Source organism: Streptomyces sp. NPDC127117 (assembly GCF_042677325.1).
Classification (GTDB): Bacteria; Actinomycetota; Actinomycetes; order Streptomycetales; family Streptomycetaceae; genus Streptomyces.
Genome location: NZ_JBHXTM010000060.1, coordinates 26,999 through 44,324 on the forward strand (window position 1 = coordinate 26,999; position 17,326 = coordinate 44,324).

The 17,326-nt window shown below is 70.8% G+C and carries 9 protein-coding genes; 7 read left to right on the plus strand and 2 right to left on the minus strand.

The genetic code is table 11. From position 1 onward, the window contains the following. The first annotated feature begins 171 nt into the window (after positions 1–171). Positions 172–1,533: a helix-turn-helix domain-containing protein gene (locus ACFVH0_RS34390; RefSeq protein WP_385826700.1), complete on the plus strand. Its 1,362-nt coding sequence runs from the start codon at positions 172–174 to the stop codon at positions 1,531–1,533. Positions 1,534–1,585: 52 nt separating this feature from the next. Further along, positions 1,586–2,512, plus strand: a complete 927-nt coding sequence (locus ACFVH0_RS34395) for an ornithine carbamoyltransferase (RefSeq protein ID WP_385826702.1) — start codon at positions 1,586–1,588, stop codon at positions 2,510–2,512. 235 nt (positions 2,513–2,747) lie between these two features. On the opposite strand, the gene ACFVH0_RS34400 is transcribed toward ACFVH0_RS34395, so the two are convergent. Together ACFVH0_RS34400 and ACFVH0_RS34405 are read right to left on the minus strand one after the other, a co-directional pair. Continuing rightward, on the minus strand, positions 2,748–2,960 hold the full coding sequence (locus tag ACFVH0_RS34400; RefSeq protein WP_093549323.1) for an MbtH family NRPS accessory protein: 213 nt from the start codon (positions 2,958–2,960) through the stop codon (positions 2,748–2,750). A 141-nt stretch (positions 2,961–3,101) separates the two neighbouring features. After that, positions 3,102–3,383: a hypothetical protein gene (locus ACFVH0_RS34405; protein WP_385826704.1), complete on the minus strand. Its 282-nt coding sequence runs from the start codon at positions 3,381–3,383 to the stop codon at positions 3,102–3,104. 262 nt (positions 3,384–3,645) lie between these two features. On the opposite strand from ACFVH0_RS34405, the gene ACFVH0_RS34410 reads away from it, so the two are divergent. The 5 genes from ACFVH0_RS34410 to ACFVH0_RS34430 form a co-directional block, all read left to right on the plus strand. Then, on the plus strand, positions 3,646–4,098 hold the full coding sequence (locus ACFVH0_RS34410; protein WP_385826706.1) for a cobalamin B12-binding domain-containing protein: 453 nt from the start codon (positions 3,646–3,648) through the stop codon (positions 4,096–4,098). Continuing rightward, positions 4,095–5,501 carry a methylaspartate mutase gene (locus tag ACFVH0_RS34415; protein ID WP_385826708.1) on the plus strand — a complete coding sequence of 469 codons (1,407 nt, stop codon included), beginning with the start codon at positions 4,095–4,097 and terminating at the stop codon, positions 5,499–5,501. Before ACFVH0_RS34410 ends, ACFVH0_RS34415 begins: the two co-directional genes overlap by 4 nt. Continuing rightward, positions 5,498–6,514 carry an asparagine synthetase A gene (locus ACFVH0_RS34420; protein WP_385826710.1) on the plus strand — a complete coding sequence of 339 codons (1,017 nt, stop codon included), beginning with the start codon at positions 5,498–5,500 and terminating at the stop codon, positions 6,512–6,514. Before ACFVH0_RS34415 ends, ACFVH0_RS34420 begins: the two co-directional genes overlap by 4 nt. Beyond that, on the plus strand, positions 6,511–7,779 hold the full coding sequence (locus ACFVH0_RS34425) for a glutamate synthase-related protein (protein ID WP_385826712.1): 1,269 nt from the start codon (positions 6,511–6,513) through the stop codon (positions 7,777–7,779). Before ACFVH0_RS34420 ends, ACFVH0_RS34425 begins: the two co-directional genes overlap by 4 nt. 113 nt (positions 7,780–7,892) lie before the next feature. Next, positions 7,893–17,326: amino acid adenylation domain-containing protein (locus ACFVH0_RS34430; RefSeq protein WP_385826714.1), on the plus strand; the 9,434-nt coding region annotated here is incomplete at its 3' end.

Consider the following 17,326-nt stretch of genomic DNA (forward strand, 5'->3'; position numbering starts at 1 on the left):
ATGAAGGCTGTTCATCGACGGCAGGCCTTCGCTGCCACGGAGAGTACGGAGCGCACGGAGCGTGAGCGGACCGGAAAGATCGGGCACCGTGCCATGTGTTCCGGACACTCCTGGGCGGCCGGGTAACCGGCCATTGCGTTTTCTGAGCATGTGGAGACCGAGGAGACAATGATGAATTCCCAGCCCGCACCCGGGCTCGACGTTCTGCTGCAGAATGCGCGCCGGCGGGCGGGACTCACCCAGGAACAGCTCGCCGGCCTTTCCACCGTCAGCGTCCGGGCCATTCGCGACCTGGAACTCGGACGGGTCCAGCACCCGCGCAGGGAAACGCTGAAGCTTCTCGCCAATGCCATGCGGCTGAGCGACGCGCGACGCGTCGAGCTGGAACTCGCCGTCGATGCAAAGGCGGTGGGGCGTGTCTTCCAGGACATCTACGGGGTGGGCCTGGCCACACCACCCCCTCCGCTGCGCCCGCTGATCGGGCGGCGCCCCGAACTGGAGGCACTGACCGCCCGGTTGCGCACGGACCACGAACGCCTGCTGACCCTCGTCGGGCTGCCGGGGGTGGGAAAGACCCGGCTCGCCCAGGAGGCCGCCTCGGTGATCCACGCCCGGGACCGGGTTCCGGTGCTGTGGGTATCCCTGGACGAAACGGCGGAGACCGCCGGAGCAACCCCCAATACCCCTCAGTCGACCGTGACCGGGTGGGTGCGCGCACTCGTCCGCGACGGCGAGGAATTCGAGGAACTGGCCGCGCTCATAGGGGCCAAGCCCACCTTGATCGTCCTGGATGGTCACGATGCGTCACCATCTGTCACTCCCAGGCTGCTGAGTCTGCTGCGTGCCTGCGAGCGCCTGAAAATACTCACCACCACCGACCGGCCGCTCCAGCTGCCCGGCGGGCGGCTGCTGCCACTGGCCCCGCTGCCGGTGCCGACCGCCTCCGATCTCGCCGCCGAGCCGGTGGGCGGCTCCCTCGTCGCGGACCGGCACGCCGTCGAGCTGACGCTCTCCCATGTCAGCTACATGCGGCCCGACTTCCTCCCCACCGACTCCGTCGTCACCACCGTCGCCCATATCTGCCGGGCCCTGGACGGCATGCCGCAGGCGCTGGAAGCCGCGGCCTCCTGGCTGCTGCTCTACTCCCCGCAGCAGCTCCTGGACATCGCCCGCACCACACCGCTCGTCCTGCTCGACGGGGTCACGCCCGCCGATCCCGCCGCCGGCCCCACCCTGGGCGAGCGGCTCACCACCGCCGTGACCGGACTCGACCCGAAGGCCGCCGCGCTGCTGCGCACACTGGCGACGCTGGAGGACCCCTGGACGGTGGACGGTGCCGCGCGCGCCTGCGGCACCTCGCTGGCCGGGGCCGCCCGCGATGTGCACGCCCTGCTGGTCCGTGGCCTGATCCGCCGCCTCCCCACGACGGCGGGCGAACCGGTCGGCTTCACCGTGCTCAACCTGGTCCGCGCGGTGCTCGACGCGGACCGGGAGACGACGCCCGTCGCTCTCGCCGCCGCCCTGAGCGAGTGAGCACCGCCCCTCACATACCCCCGTTCCCGCCCTCATGAAAGGCACCTCACCCATGCGCAACCTGATCTCCCTCGCCGACCTCACGCCCGCCGAGCTGGACCACATCGTCCGACGCGCCGTCTCGTTCGGCCGGGACGGCATCGTGCCGAAGCCGCTGGCCGGACGGCAGGTCGGTCTGTACTTCCGCAAGTCCTCGACCCGGACCCGGACGTCCTTCTGGAGCGCGGCGACCCGGCTGGGCGCCGACGTGATCACCTTCGGCCCGAACGAACTCCAGCTCACCACCGGCGAGACGGTCGAGGACACCGCCCGGGTCCTCGGCCAGTACCTGGACGCGCTCGTCGTCCGTACCAACGGGGACGTGGAGGAGATCCGCCGGCTCGGCAGCAGCTCGAACCTGGCCGTCGTCAACGCCCTGAGCCTGGACGAGCACCCGACCCAGGCCATCGCCGATCTCGCCACGCTGGCCGAGGAGTTCGGCTCGCTCGACGGTCTGCACCTGCTCGCCGTCGGTGAGGGCAACAGCTCGGGCGCGGCCCTGGCGCTGGCCGCCGCCCTCACTCCCGGCCTCCGCCTCACCCTGCTCTGCCCGCGGGGCTACGAGGTGCCCAAGGAGACGCTGGACCTGGCGGCCGAACTCAGCGACGGCAAGGCCCTGGTGAGCCAGGTCGTGTCGGCCGACGAGGTCGAGGGCCCGGTGGACGCGGTGTACACCAGCCGGTGGCAGACCATGGGCGTGACGAAGGAGAACCCGGACTGGCTCAGGGACTTCGACGGGTTCCAGATCAACCGCGCGTTCCTGGACCGCTTCGCCGGCCCACGCACCGTCTTCCTGCACGACCTGCCCGCGGTCCGGGGCGAGGAGGTCACCGACGAGGTGCTCGACGGCGCGTCGAGCCGGGCCTGGCGGCAGGCCCACCACAAGATGACCGCCGCCGCGGCGGTACTGGAGTGGTGTGTGCGCGGCGTCCAGAGCTGACCGCCCGCCCCGCCGCCCGGCTCCCGGCAGTCATGGGTTCAGGACCCCGTGAATGCCGGGAGTTCCTTTTGCCCGTAGCCCGTAGCCCGTAGCCCGTAGCCCGTAGCCCGTAGCCCGTAGCTCGTAGCCGACCGCCGACCGCCCAGCTGCCCACGCGGGCCGACGTGTAGAAGGGCGGGTGCGGGCGTTTCTCGCGCCTCGCACCCGCCCTTTCGGAACGGGAGAACTCCTGGGTTCAGCCACCCATGGCAGCGACCACGGAACGCGGCCGCATGTCGGTCCAGTTGGCCTCGATGAATTCACCGCATTCCTGCTTGCTGCCCTCGTCCTTCACCAGTTCCCAGCCCGCCGGCTGCTGGATCCGGGCCGGCCACAGCGAATACTGACCCTCTTCGTTGGCCAGCACTACATAGCGGCCCTGGGAGTCCTCGAACGGGTTGGTTGCCATGATTTCCACCTCGGTTGGACGAAGTTATTCGTGAAGTCGTCAGGTGCGCCAGAGTTTTTCGGCTGCCTCAAAGACTAGGAGCCGCGGACCGGTCCGCCGGGCAGAAGCCCAGGCAGATCGGCGGCACCACCGGCCGCGCGGTCAGGTGAGCACCCGGGCCGTGTGATGCGCGTACGTGAGGGCGACCCCGGTCGCCACCGTGGCCGCGCGGACCGCGCCGAGCGCCTCGCGCACCAGCTCCGAACGCTCCACCGGCATCACCTCGAACCCCGGCTGACCTGCGCGGACGATGTTCACCGCGGCTTCGAGCACGGCGACCTGGGCCTCGCCGAGCGCCTCCCGCCGGTCGACCCGCTCCCGTACCTCCGCCAGCACGTCCGCGAGCACGTCCGCCGCACGGACGCTGTGGCCGGTCTCTGTCATGTCATGACTCCTCGGTCGTTCGCCGGCGGTGTGCAACGGGCCGGGCGCTGAATTCTGCGGGTGCAGTGCGGTCAGTCTCACGTCCCGTCGACGGCCCGGCACCGGGCAGTGGGCCAACTGCTGCTCTGCTGCCGCCCAGTTGCCGCCGGTCACGCCGGAAACGCCGCCGCGGCGAATCTACGGTTGTGGCCGAAAGGAAGTTCCGGGACAGCCCCGGACCTCTTTCTCCCCTTGTCATCCAATGATGTGGACGAAGCGAACAATGAAGCCTGCGGAATGGGCGGCTCGTCATCGATCCGGGCCGCTGGATGTTGTTGTCACCGGACTGCAATCCGATGCGCACACCTGGAATCTCATCTACATCCAACTGCTGCTCGAAGACCTCGGGCACAAGGTCGTCAATCTGGGTTCCTGCGTGCCCGAGGACGAGATCGTCGAGTCCTGCTGCAAGTTCCAGCCCGACCTGCTGGTCGTCAGCAGCGTCAACGGGCACGGCTTCCACGACGCCGAGCCGCTGATCGGGGCGATCCGCTCGCGCTGGGAGCTGACCGGCCTGCCCGCCGTCATCGGCGGCAAGCTCGGCGTGTCCGGAAACGGGGAGGAAGAGGCCGACGCCCTGAAGAGGGCCGGGTTCGACGCGGTCTTCCAGGACGGCGTCGACATCGCCGCCTTCGAGTCCTACGTCGACTCGCTGCCCAAGGAGGTGGAACGATGACCGCGCCGGTCCAGGAGGCGGCCCCCACGAGCCGCACCACCGTCCACCGGCGCCCCCTTTCCTTCGGCCGGTTCGTCGCCGGGGCGCAGGCCCGCGGCACCCTCGTGGTCCAGCCCCGCATGGGCTTCTCCGACCCCGCGCTGATGCGGGCCGGCCTGCTGGCCACCAAGGGAGCGGCCGACGCGGTCGTCGGCACCATGACGATCGACAGCTACACCCGGGTCAACGACGAGGCGTCCGCGGCACGTGCGCTGGACAGCGGCGTCCCGCTCAACGGATTCCCCATCACCTCCTACAGCCCGCACACCTCGCGCTGGGTCCTCGACGGGGTCCGCGACGCGGGCTTCCCGGTGCAGATCCGGCACGGATCGGCACGCCCCCAGCGCATCGTCGCCGCCCTGGCCCAACTGGGCCTGGACGCGACGGAAGGCGGCCCGGTCTCCTACTGCCTGCCCTACGGACGCACCCCGCTCCTGGACTCCGTACGCAACTGGCAGGAGAGCTGCGACGTCCTGGCCGGACTCCGCGCCACCGGGGCGGAACCCCATCTGGAGACCTTCGGCGGCTGCATGCTCGGCCAGCTCTGCCCGCCCGGACTGCTCGTCGCGATCAGCGCGCTGGAGGCGCTCTTCTTCCACCGGGCGGGGCTGCGCAGCATCTCGCTCAGCTACGCCCAGCAGACCAACGCCGCCCAGGACCGCGACGCCATGCATGCCCTGCACCGGCTGGCCGGCGAGTTCCTGCCGGACACCGACTGGCACATCGTCCTCTACACCTACATGGGCCTCTATCCGCAGACCCGGCACGGATCCCTGGACCTCCTGGAGCGCTCGGCCGAACTGGCCGTGGAGACCGGGGCGGCCCGGCTGATCGTGAAGACGGCCGCCGAGGCGCACCGCATCCCGACCGTGGCGGAGAACGTCGAGGCCCTGCGGGTCGCCGCCCGGGCCGCCGCCCGGCACCGCGCCGCGACCGGCGCACGCCCCGGGAACGCACCCGCCCCGCACACCGACCCCGCGGACAACGCCGTGTACGCCGAGGCCCGCGCCCTGGTCGACGCGGTGCTGAACCTCGACGAGGACCTGGGCCAGGCCCTGCTGAAGGCCTTCGCCCGCGGATACCTCGATGTCCCCTACTGCCTGCACCCCGACAACGCGGGCCGCACCCGGAGTCACATCGACGGGTCCGGCCGCCTCACCTGGTCCGAGATCGGGGCGATGCCCCTCGGGCCCGTCCGTGACCGCGGCCGGCGGCTCACCGCCGCCGGGCTGTTCGACGCCCTGTCGTTCGTACAGCGCCGGCACGACCGCGTCATTCCCCAGCACGTATCCCGCTCCCCGCTTCCCCCGGCGGCCCGTCGCCCGGCAGCCCATCGGCAGCACACCCAGGAGGTAGCACCATGACCAGCACGATCGCCGAGTCCGACGGCCGCGTCGCGCCCTCGTTCCCGTCCTCTCCCGACCAGCACCTGATCGCCGAGCCGACCCGTGCCACGCTGCGGGTGCAGAGCCGGATGCTCGCGGCGACCCGCGCCTTCCTGACCGCGCAGGGTTTCCAGGAGCTGCTGCCGCCGGTCATCGGACCGGTCACCGACCCGGGCATCCGGGGCTCCAAGCAGGTGGACGTCGACTTCTACGGCCACAAGTACAAGCTGATGACCAGTGCGATCCTCTACAAGCAGGCATCGCTGCTGGCCTTCGACAAGATCTTCTACATCGCGCCGAACGTACGTCTGGAACCGCTGGAGACGGCCGTCACGCACCGCCATCTCGCCGAGTTCCACCAGATCGACGTGGAGATCCGCGACGCCCGCCGCGAGGACGCGATGGAGCTCGCCGAGCGGCTCGTCGCCCATGTCGTCGACGAGGTGGTCCGCGAGATGCCGGGAGACCTGGAGCTCCTCGGCCGCGACCGGGACGCCTTCCGCGAGGTGGTCCAGGGGGCGTTCGGCCGCACCACGCACCGGGAGGCCACCGCGGACCTGGTGGCGCTCGGCCACCCGCAGGACCCCGGCGCCGAGATCGACTGGGAGGGCGAGGAGATCCTCTCCGCGAAGACCAGTCGCCCGTTCTTCGTCGTCGACTACCCCAAGGGCTCGCGGGGCTTCTACGACCAGGAGGACACCGACCGCCCCGGCATCCTCCGCAACTTCGACCTGATCGCCCCCGAGGGCTACGGCGAACTGGCCAGCGGCAGCGAGCGCGAGCACGACTACGCGGCCCTGGTCACCCGGATGCGCGAGACCGGCGAGAACCCCGCGAAGTACGGCTGGTACCTCGACCTGGCCCGCCGCGGCATCCCCGCCAGCTCCGGGTTCGGGATCGGCCTGGAGCGCTTCACCCGGTACGTCACCGGCCGCACCGCTGCCTGGGAGGCCAGCGCCTACCCGAAGCTCCCCGGAGTGGTGTCGGCATGAGCACCGTACTGAGCGCCGCCGGCTTCCCCGAGGAACAGGTGCGGCACCGGGCCAGGGCCGGCGCGGCGGGGGCCTTCCCCGCGCTGGAGTCCTACGGCAGCAGCCTGCTGGGCGCGATCCCGGCCGGTCAGGACCCGCACGACCTGCTGGAGCGGGCCAGGATCGTACCCCCGGTATTCATGCCGGAGCGGCTGAAGAAACTCATCGACCTGGCGCGTGAGCCGCTGTACACGGACGTCGAACTCGACACACGGCTCGGCGGGTTCGCCTCCCGGCTGCCGCTCTACGTGTCCGCGTTCGGTTCGACCCAGGTCGCCAGCCACGACCTGGGCGAGGCGGCCGGACAGCAGGCCGGACAGCTCGGCATCCCGATGGTCATCGGGGAGAACGTGGTGCCGGTCAACGGATTCCGTGCCGCCGCCGACTCCGGAGTCTCCCCGCTGCTCGGCCGGATCGCCGCCTACACGGCCGCCGCCGACGACGAGCACGGCGGCGTCGTGGTGCAGCAGTCCACCGAGGACGCCGACGCGGAAGTGTGGAACCTGGTCTACAGCGACCCGGTGTCCGAACCGCTGCTCGCCACCGGCCGGCTCGCCTTCGAACTCAAGGTCGGCCAGGGCGCCAAGCCCGGGCTCGGCGGGCTCACCGTCCTGGGCCGCGAGGCCGGCGACAGGGTCGCCGAACAGTACGCCATGGACCCGGTGTTCGGTGCCGACAGCGAATCGGTGCTGCGGATCAGCAGCCCCGGCACCTTCACCGAGGAGATCCTGCGCCAGCAGATCCGGCTGATGCGGAACAACTTCCCCCGCGTCAAGGTGTGGGTGAAACTGCACCCCGGCCGCGACATCGCCCACGCCGCGGCCACCGCCTGGGCGGCCGGCGCGGACTCCGTCACCGTGGACGGCGCGGAGGGCGGCACCGCATGGGCGCCGACCGCCTTCCTCGGCCAGGTGGGACTCCCGCTCGGCGAGTGCCTCACCCGCATCGGCCGCACCGACCACTGCCTGCTCGCCAGCGGGCGGATCTGGGAAGGCAGCAGGGCCGCGAAGGCACTGGCCCTGGGCGCCCGCGCCGTCGGCCTCGGCCGGGCCGCACTGCTCGCCGTGGACGAGGACGCCGAAGCCGGCCTGGTCCGGCTGGTCGAGTCCATCGCCCTGGAACTCCGGCTGCTGATCAGCTCCGTCGGCAAGTACCGCGCCAACGCCCTGGAAGCGGACGACGTCCTGCTGCCGAACGACGCCGCGACGGCCTCCCGTACCGGCTGATTCCCCGCCCCACCGCCCCGCTCAGCACCATCCGCACGTCATCCACCGTGGCTCCGTCGGTCTCCCGGCACGCCGCGAGACCACGAGATCCGAGCTACCAAGAAGGTGTCGAGATGTCCCAGCCGCAAACCGATCCAGCTCTCTCCCTCGGCGTCGTCGTCCCCGCGCACGTCGCCGCGTACAACGACACGGCCGAGAACCTTCCCGAGGGTGCGCTGCACGCTCTCTTCGCCGCGCAGGCCGCCCGCACCCCGCAGGCCGTCGCACTCGTCCGCGAGGACCGCAGTCTCACCTACCGGGAGCTGGACGGCGCGGCCAACGCTCTCGCACACCGGCTCGTCACCGAGGGCGTACGGCCCGGCGACGCCGTCGGCCTCCTCTTCGACCGCTCGTTCGCCTACGTCATCACGGTCCTCGCCGTGCTGAAGAGCGGCGGCGTGTACGTGCCCCTCGACCCCCGCCAGCCCGAGGAGCGCCTCGCCTGGATCCTCGGCAACACCGGGGCCGGCCTCCTGGTGACCGACCGCCCGGCCGGGAAGACCGGCTTCGCCGGGGACCTGCCCGCCCTGCGCCTCGACGACATGAGCGCCACGGCCGACACGGCCGACACGGCACCCGAGGTCACGGTCCACCCGGACCAGCCGCTGTACATGATGTTCACCTCCGGCTCCAGCGGCACCCCCAAGGGTGTGGTGAACACCCACCGCAACGTCGTCGAACTGGCCCTGGACCCGGGCTTCGGCGCCACGGCCCACGAGCGGGTGCTCGCCTACTCGCCACTGCCCTTCGACTCCTCCACCTACGAGCTGTGGGTGCCGCTGCTGCGCGGCGGACTGGCCGTCGTGCTGTCCGCCCCGAAGGTCGACATCGGCGAGCTCGCCGACGCCATCACCCGCTACCGGGCGACCGCCGCCTACTTCACCACCGCCCTCTTCGACGCCATGGCCAGCGAGGCGATCGACGCCCTGGGGCAGTTGCGCGAGATCTGGACCGGCGGCGACGTGCTGTCCGCCACCGCCCTCCAACGGGCCCTGGACCACTGCCCGGACACCACGTTCGTGCACGTCTACGGCCCCACGGAGGCGACCGTCTTCTGTAGCTACCAGGCGTTCACCCCCGAGGCCCGCACCCTCGACCGGCTGCACCTCGGCATCCCGATGGCGAACACCGCCATGTACGTCCTGGACGGCGAACTCCGCCACACCGCCGAGGGCGAGACCGGCGAGCTCTACGTCGCGGGACCGCACCTCGCCCAGGGCTACGCCCGGCTGCCCGGCCTGACCGCCGAGCGGTTCACCGCCGACCCCTACGGACCGGCCGGCAGCCGCATGTACCGCACCGGCGACCTGGCCGCCTGGAACGAACACGGTGAGATCGTCTTCCTCGGCCGCGCCGACCAGCAGGTCAAGCTGCGCGGCAACCGCATCGAGCTGGGCGAGATCGAGACCGTACTGGTCCGCCACCCCTCCGTGGCCCAGGCCGCGGTCATCGTCCGCGAGGACCGGCCCGGCGACAAGCGCCTGGTCGCCTACGCCGTACCCGCAGAGGAAGGCGTCCTGGACGGAGCCGAACTCCTCCGGTACGCGGCCGAGCAGCTCGTCGAGTACATGGTGCCCTCGGCGGTCGTCCCGATGGGAACCCTGCCGCTGACCCCGAACGGCAAGCTGGACCGGCGCGCACTGCCCGCGCCCCGGGCCGGCGCGGCAGCCGACGGCCGCGCCCCGCGCAACCCCGTCGAGGAGGTCCTCTGCGGCCTGTTCGCCCACTCCCTGGGCCTGCCGACGATCGGCATCGACGACGACTTCTTCACCCTCGGCGGCCACTCGCTGCTGGCGACCCGGCTGGTGAGCCGGGTGCGCACCGTCCTCGACGTCCAGCTCACGCTGCGGCAGTTCTTCGAGTACCCGACCGTGGCGCTGCTCGCCGAGTACGTCGCCACCGGCGGAGAGGAGTCCACCCGCCCGGCCCTGACCGCCCAGGAGCGGCCCGAGCCGCTGCCGATCTCGGCGGCCCAGCAACGGCTCTGGTTCCTCGACCAGCTGGAGGGCCCCTCGGCGACGTACAACATCCCACTCTCCGTCCGGGTCCGCGGCGACCTCGACGTAGCCGCCCTGGAGTCCGCGTTCACCGATGTCGCGGGACGCCACGAGAGCCTGCGCACCGTCTTCGGCCAGGCGGAAGGACAGACGTACCAGCGGATCCTGCCCGCCGACAGCGTCAGGGTGGAGCTGCCGGTCACCCCGGCGACCGAGGACGAGGTCGCCGCACTGCTCACCGCCGAGTCCGAGCACATCTTCGACCTGGCGGCCGATCTGCCGTTCCGCGCAAGGCTGTTCAGGCTCGGCGAGCGCGACCACGTACTCCTCGTGGTCATGCACCACATCGTCTCCGACGGCTGGTCCTACCAACCGCTGATGCGCGACCTGAGCACCGCCTACGCGACCCGCTCCCGCGGTGAGCGCCCCGCCTGGGAACCGCTGCCCGCCCAGTACGCCGACTACACCCTCTGGCACCGCGACGTACTCGGCGACCCCGCGGACGAGGAGAGCGTCGCCTCCCGCCAACTCGACTACTGGCGGCGGACCTTGGCCGACCTGCCGGAAGAGGTCACCCTGCCCGCCGTGCGGCAGCGTCCGGCCGTCGCCTCCTACCGGGGCGCCACCCACACCGTGCACTGCTCGGAGGAGATCCACTCCTCGCTCGCGGAACTGGCACGCGAATCCGGGGCCTCGGTCTTCATGGTGGCGCAGGCCGCGGTGTCGACCCTGCTGTCCCGTTCCGGCGCCGGCCACGACATCCCGCTCGGATCACCCATCGCAGGCCGGACGGACCAGGCCCTCGACGACCTGGTCGGCTTCTTCGTCAACACCCTCGTCCTGCGCACGGATCTGACCGGCGACCCGAGCTTCCGCGAACTGCTGACCCGGGTCCGGGAGACCGACCTGGCTGCCTGGAGCCATCAGGACCTGCCGTTCGACCGGCTGGTCGAAGCACTCAACCCCGACCGGTCCGCCGCCCGGCACCCGCTCTTCCAGGTGATGCTGACACTCACCGACGCGGCCACACCGACGCTCGTCGCCGGAGAACTGGACACCGAGTCGGAGTTCACCTGGCTGCGGTTCGCCAAGTTCGATCTGACGTTCTCGTTCGCGGAGCGTCGTTCGGTGGATGGTCGGCCGGGTGGGTTGGACATCACGATCGAGTATGCGACGGATCTGTATGACGCTCGTTCGGTGGAGTTGGCGGGTGAGCGTCTGGTGCGGTTGTTGGGTGCTGTGGCTTGTGCGCCGGATGTGCCGGTGGGTGAGTTGGAGTTGTTGTCGGGTGGTGAGCGTGGGTTGTTGTTGGGGGAGTGGTCCGGTGCGGTGACCGGTTCTCCGGGTGTGGGTGTCGGGCGGTTGTTCGCGGCGCAGGTGGCGCGGACGCCGGATGCGGTTGCGGTGGTGGGTGAGGGTCGTGAGCTTTCGTATCGGGAGTTGGAGGGTCTGGCCAATGGGGTGGCGCGTCGGCTGATCGCTGAGGGTGTGCGGCCGGGCGGTCGGGTGGCGTTGTTCCAGGAGCGTTCGGTGGGTGCGGTGGTTGCCACGTTGGGTGTGGTGAAGGCGGGTGCGGTGTATGTGCCGTTGGATACGCGGTATCCGGCGGATCGTGTCGAGTTGATCGTGGGGGAGTCGGGGGTCTCGCATCTGGTGACGGACCGGGATCCGGGTTCGTTGGTGGTGCCGGCGGGTGTGCGGGTGCTGGGTCCGGTGTTTGGCGGCGGGGACGACGATGCGTCGGATCCTGGGGTGCCGGTGCATGTGGATCAGCCGGTGTACGCGATGTTCACGTCGGGCTCGACCGGGGTTCCGAAGGGTGTTGCGGTCACGCATCGCAATGTCGCGGACCTGGCCGCGCAGACGATGTACGCGAACGGTAGCCACTCCCGGGTGTTGTTCCACTCGGCGATGGCGTTCGATGCCTCGACGTATGAGATGTGGGTGCCGTGGCTGAACGGCGGAACCCTCGTCGTGGCCCCCGCAGGACATCTCGATGCGGCAGCGTACGAGGGCCTGATCGCTGAACACGGGATAACCGCACTGTGGTTGACGGCGGGTCTGTTCCGGGTGATGGCGGAGGAGGCGCCGGGCGCGTTCGCCGGGGTGCGTGAGGTGTGGGCGGGTGGTGATGTGGTGCCGCCGGAGGCGGTGCGCCGGGTCATGGAGCGCTGTCCGGACCTGACCGTTGTGAACGGTTACGGTCCGACGGAGACGACCACGTTCGCCACGACTCACCGGATTCACCGGCCGCTCGATTACGCGGGTGCCATTCCGATCGGTGAGCCGCTGGACAATCACCGGCTGTACGTCCTGGACGAGGGGCTGCGGCTGGTCCCGCCGGGCACGCCGGGCGAGTTGTACATCGCCGGTGCCGGTCTGGCGCAGGGGTATCTGGACCGTCCGGCGCTGACCGCCGACCGGTTCGTCGCGGACCCCTACGGCCCCTGCGGCACCCGGATGTACCGGACCGGTGACCTGGTCCGCTGGAACCTCGAAGGCTCCCTCGAATACCTCGGCCGCGCCGACCAGCAGGTCAAGCTCCGCGGCTTCCGCATCGAACCCGGCGAGATCGAGACCGCGTTGACCTCCCAGGCGGAGGTGGCCCAGGCCACCGTCGTCGTCCGCGAGGACCGGCCCGGCGACAAGCGCCTCGTCGCCTACCTCACCGCCGCCGAAGGCGCCCGGATCGACATCGGGACGGTGCGCCGCGAGATCGCCGGCACGCTCCCGGAGTACATGGTCCCGTCGGCCTTCGTGGTCCTGGACGAGATCCCGCTCACCGTCAACGGCAAGGTCGACCGACGCGCCCTGCCCGCACCCCGGCAGAGCGCCGACACCGCCGGGCGCGCGCCCCGGGGACCGGTCGAAGAGGTCCTGTGCGGCCTCTTCGCGGAGGTCCTGGGACTGCCCTCGGCCACCATCGACGACCACTTCTTCAACCTCGGCGGGCACTCGCTCCTCGCCACCCGCCTCATCAGCCGCATCCGGCAGACCTTCGGCGTCCAGATCACCGTCCGGGATCTCTTCCAGGGCCCCACGGTGGCCGGACTGGCCGAGTACGTCGAAGCGGGCGGCGACGCCGTGCAGCGGCCCGCGCTCCGGGAGGCGGCCAGGCCCGAGCGGGTGCCGCTCTCCTCCGCCCAGCAGCGCCTCTGGTTCCTGCACCACCTGGAGGGGCCGTCGGCGACGTACAACATCCCGCTGGCCCTGCGCCTCACGGGCACGCTCGACCCGGAGGCCCTTCAGCTCGCGCTCACCGATCTGGTCGTGCGGCACGAATCGCTGCGCACCCTCTTCGGGATGGCCGACGACGCCGCCTACCAGTGGCAGCTCCCGGCCGCCGAGGTCCGGGTGGAGCTGCCGGCCCTCGCGGTGGCCGAAGCGGACCTGGAGGCGGAACTCGCGGAGCACGCCGCCCGCAGCTTCGACCTGGAGTCCGAACTCCCGCTCCACGCAACCCTGTTCAATCTTGGGGACCAGGATCATGTACTGCTGGTGGTGATGCACCACATCGCCTCCGACGGCTGGTCCACCACTCCGCTGCTGCGTGACCTGGCGGCCGCCTACACCGCCCGTGCCGAGGGCGTCGCCCCCGCGTGGGAGCCGCTGCCGGTCCAGTACGCCGACTACACCCTCTGGCAGCAGGAACTGCTCGCGGCCGACGGGGAGCGGCAGTCCGAGTTCTGGCGCCACACACTGGACGGGCTGCCCGACGAGGCCACCCTGCCGGCCGACCGGCCGCGCCCGGCGGTCGCCACCTACCGCGGCAACACCCACAGCGTCCACGTCCCCGCGGAGCTGCACGACGGGCTGACACGGCTGGCCCGGGAGACCGGCAGCACGCTGTTCATGGTGGCCCAGGCCGCCGTCGCCACCGCACTGTCCCGTTCCGGCGCGGGGGAGGACATCCCGATCGGCGCCCCGATCGCGGGCCGCTCGGAGCAGTCCCTCGACGACCTGGTGGGCTTCTTCGTCAACACCCTGGTGCTGCGCACGGATCTGGCCGGCGACCCGAGCTTCCGTGAACTGCTCAGCCGGGTCCGGGAGGCCGACCTGGCGGCCTGGGCCCACCAGGACCTGCCCTTCGACCGGCTGGTGGAGACCCTCAACCCCGAGCGTTCCACCGCCCGGCACCCCCTCTTCCAGGTGGTTCTCACCCTCCAGGAAGCCGTCACCCCCACCCTCGAACTCCCCGGAATCACGGCCGAGTCGGGCTTCACCGCGCTGGAGATCTCCAAGTTCGACCTGACCTTCTCCTTCCACGAACACCGCACGGCCGACGGCCGCCCCGGTGGGCTGGACATCAGGGTCGAGTACGCCACCGACCTGTACGACGCCGGCACGGTCGAGGCAGTCACCGCCCGACTGGTACGGCTGCTGGGAGACGCCGTCGAGCGCCCCGAAATCCCCGTGGGCGAGCTGGAGTTCATCGGTGCGGACGAGCGCCACCGGCTCCTGGAGCAGTGGAACGGTGCGGTCACCGGCTCCCCGGACGCGGGCCTCGCGGAGCTGTTCGCCGCGCAGGCCGCGCGCACCCCGGACGCGATCGCCCTGATCGACGGTGACCGGGAGCTGACCTACGCCGAGCTGGACGAGGACACCAACCGGCTCGCCCACCACCTCGTGGGCCTCGGCGTCCGTCCGGAGAGCGTCGTCGCCGTACTGATGGAGCGGTCGGCGCAGCTGCTCACCGGACTCCTCGCGGTGGTCAAGGCCGGAGGCGTATACGCCCCGCTCAACACCGCGGACCCCGACACCCGTCTGCTGCGGATCCTCACGGAGACCGGGGCGCCGGTCCTGCTCACCGACCGGGCGCTGGCCGATCACCCGATCGTGGCCCGGACCGGTGCCGAGACCGTCGTGCTCGACGGGACCGCCGGATTCGCCCACCTCCCCTCGACACCCCCGGCCCCCCACGCCCATCCCGACCAGTGGCTGTACGTGATGTTCACATCCGGTTCGACGGGTGTGCCGAAGGGCGTCGCGGTCACCCACCGCAATGTGGCGGACCTGGCCGCGCAGACCATGTACGCCAACGGCAACCACACCCGGGTGCTCTTCCACTCACCGCACACCTTCGACGCCTCCACGCACGAGATCTGGGTGCCGTGGCTGAACGGGGGCACGGTCGTGGTGGCGCCCCCCGGGTACCTCGACCCCGGGATGCTGGGCGGGCTGCTGACCGAGCGCGGGATCAGCTCGCTGTGGTTGACGGCGGGTCTGTTCCGGGTGATGGCGGAGGAGGTTCCGGAGGCGTTCGCCGGGGTGCGTGAGGTGTGGGCGGGTGGTGATGTGGTGCCGCCGGAGGCGGTGCGCCGGGTCATGGAGCGCTGTCCGGACCTGACCGTTGTGAACGGTTACGGTCCGACGGAGACGACCACGTTCGCCACGACTCACCGGATTCACCGGCCGCTCGACTACGCGGGTGCCATTCCGATCGGTGAGCCGCTGGACAATCACCGGCTGTACGTCCTGGACGAGGGGCTGCGGCTGGTCCCGCCGGGCACTCCCGGCGAGCTGTACATCGCCGGTGCCGGTCTCGCCCGCGGCTACCTCGGCCGGCCGGGCATGACGGCGGAGCGCTTCGTCGCGGACCCGTACGGCCCGTCCGGTGCGCGGATGTACCGGACCGGTGACCTGGTCCGCTGGAACCTCGAAGGCTCCCTCGAATACCTGGGCCGCGCCGACCAGCAGGTCAAGCTCCGCGGCTTCCGCATCGAACTCGGCGAGGTCGAGACCGCGTTGACGGCCCACCAGAGCGTGGGCCAGGCAACCGTGGTGGTCCGTGAGGACCGGCCCGGCGACAAGCGCCTCGTCGCCTACCTCGTCGCCGCCGAAGGCGCCCGGATCGACGTGGCCGAACTGCGCGGTCACGCCTCGGACGCCCTGCCCGAGTACATGGTCCCGTCAGCCTTCGTGGTCCTCGACGAGATCCCGCTCACCACCAACGGCAAGGTCGACCGACGTGCCCTGCCCGCACCCCAGGTCTCCCACGCCACCAGCGGCCGCGCCCCGCGCACACCGCAGGAAGAGGTGCTCTGCGGGCTCTTCGCGGCCGTTCTCGGACTGCCGTCGGTCACCATCGACGACCACTTCTTCCACCGCGGCGGCCACTCGGTGCTCGGCACCCGACTGATCAGCCGCATCCGACGGGCGTTCGGTGTCCAGCTCGGGGTGAAGGACCTGTTCCGTAACCCCACGGTGCTCGCGCTCTCGGAGTGCGTCACCGCGGGCAGCGGCGAGCTTCCCCGGCCGGCGCTGACGGCCGAGGAACGGCCGGAGATCGTGCCGCTCTCCTCCGCCCAGCAGCGGCTGTGGTTCCTCGACCAGATGGAAGGCCCGTCCGCGACCTACAACATCCCCCTGGCCCTGCGCCTCAAGGGCTCACTGGACCATCGGGCCCTTCGACTCGCCCTCACCGACGTGACCACCCGTCACGAAGGACTGCGGACCGTATTCCCGACCCACGAAGGCACGCCCCACCAGCACATCCTTCCCCCGACCGCCATCGACCTCCCCCTGATCGACACCACCGAGGAGGAACTCACCGCACGACTGGCCGAGCTCTCGTCGGCCACCTTCGACCTCTCCGTCCAGGCGCCGATCCGTACACACCTGCTGTCGCTCGGTGAGCAGGAGCACATCCTGCTGGTGGTGATCCACCACATCGCCTCCGACGGCTGGTCCAACGGACCGCTCTTCCGCGACCTGGCGACCGCCTACGAGGCCCGCACCGAGGGCACCGCCCCCGCGTGGGAGCCGCTGCCGGTCCAGTACGCCGACTACTCCCTCTGGCAGCAACGAATCCTCGGGAGCGACGAGGAACGCCAACTCGACTACTGGCGCGCTGCGTTGGCTGATCTTCCGGAGGAAGTGACGCTCCCGGCGGACCGCGCCAGGCCGGCCACCGCGTCCAACCGTGGCACCACCCACACCGTGCACTGCCCGGCCGGACTGCACGAGTCGCTCAGTGCGCTGGCCCAGGAGACCGGCAGCACACTCTTCATGGTGGCGCAGGCCGCGGTGTCGACCCTGCTGTCCCGTTCCGGCGCCGGCCACGACATCCCGCTCGGCTCGCCCGTCGCAGGGCGCACCGACCCGGCCCTCGACGACCTCGTCGGCTTCTTCGTCAACACCCTCGTCCTGCGCACCGACACCAGCGGCGACCCGAGCTTCCGCGAACTGCTCACCCGGGTCCGGGAGACCGACCTCGCCGCCTGGAGCCATCAGGACCTGCCGTTCGACCGGCTGGTCGAAGCCCTCAACCCCGAGCGCACCACCGCCCGCCACCCCCTCTTCCAGGTCATGCTCACCGTCGGCGACATGTCCGCCGAAGCTCCCGAACTCCCGGGGCTGGAAGCCACGTACGAGTTCTCGAAGGTGGAGATCGCCAAGTTCGATCTGACCTTCGGCTTCGCGGAGCGTCGTTCGGTGGATGGTCGGCCGGGTGGGTTGGACATCACGATCGAGTATGCGACGGATCTGTATGACGCTCGTTCGGTGGAGTT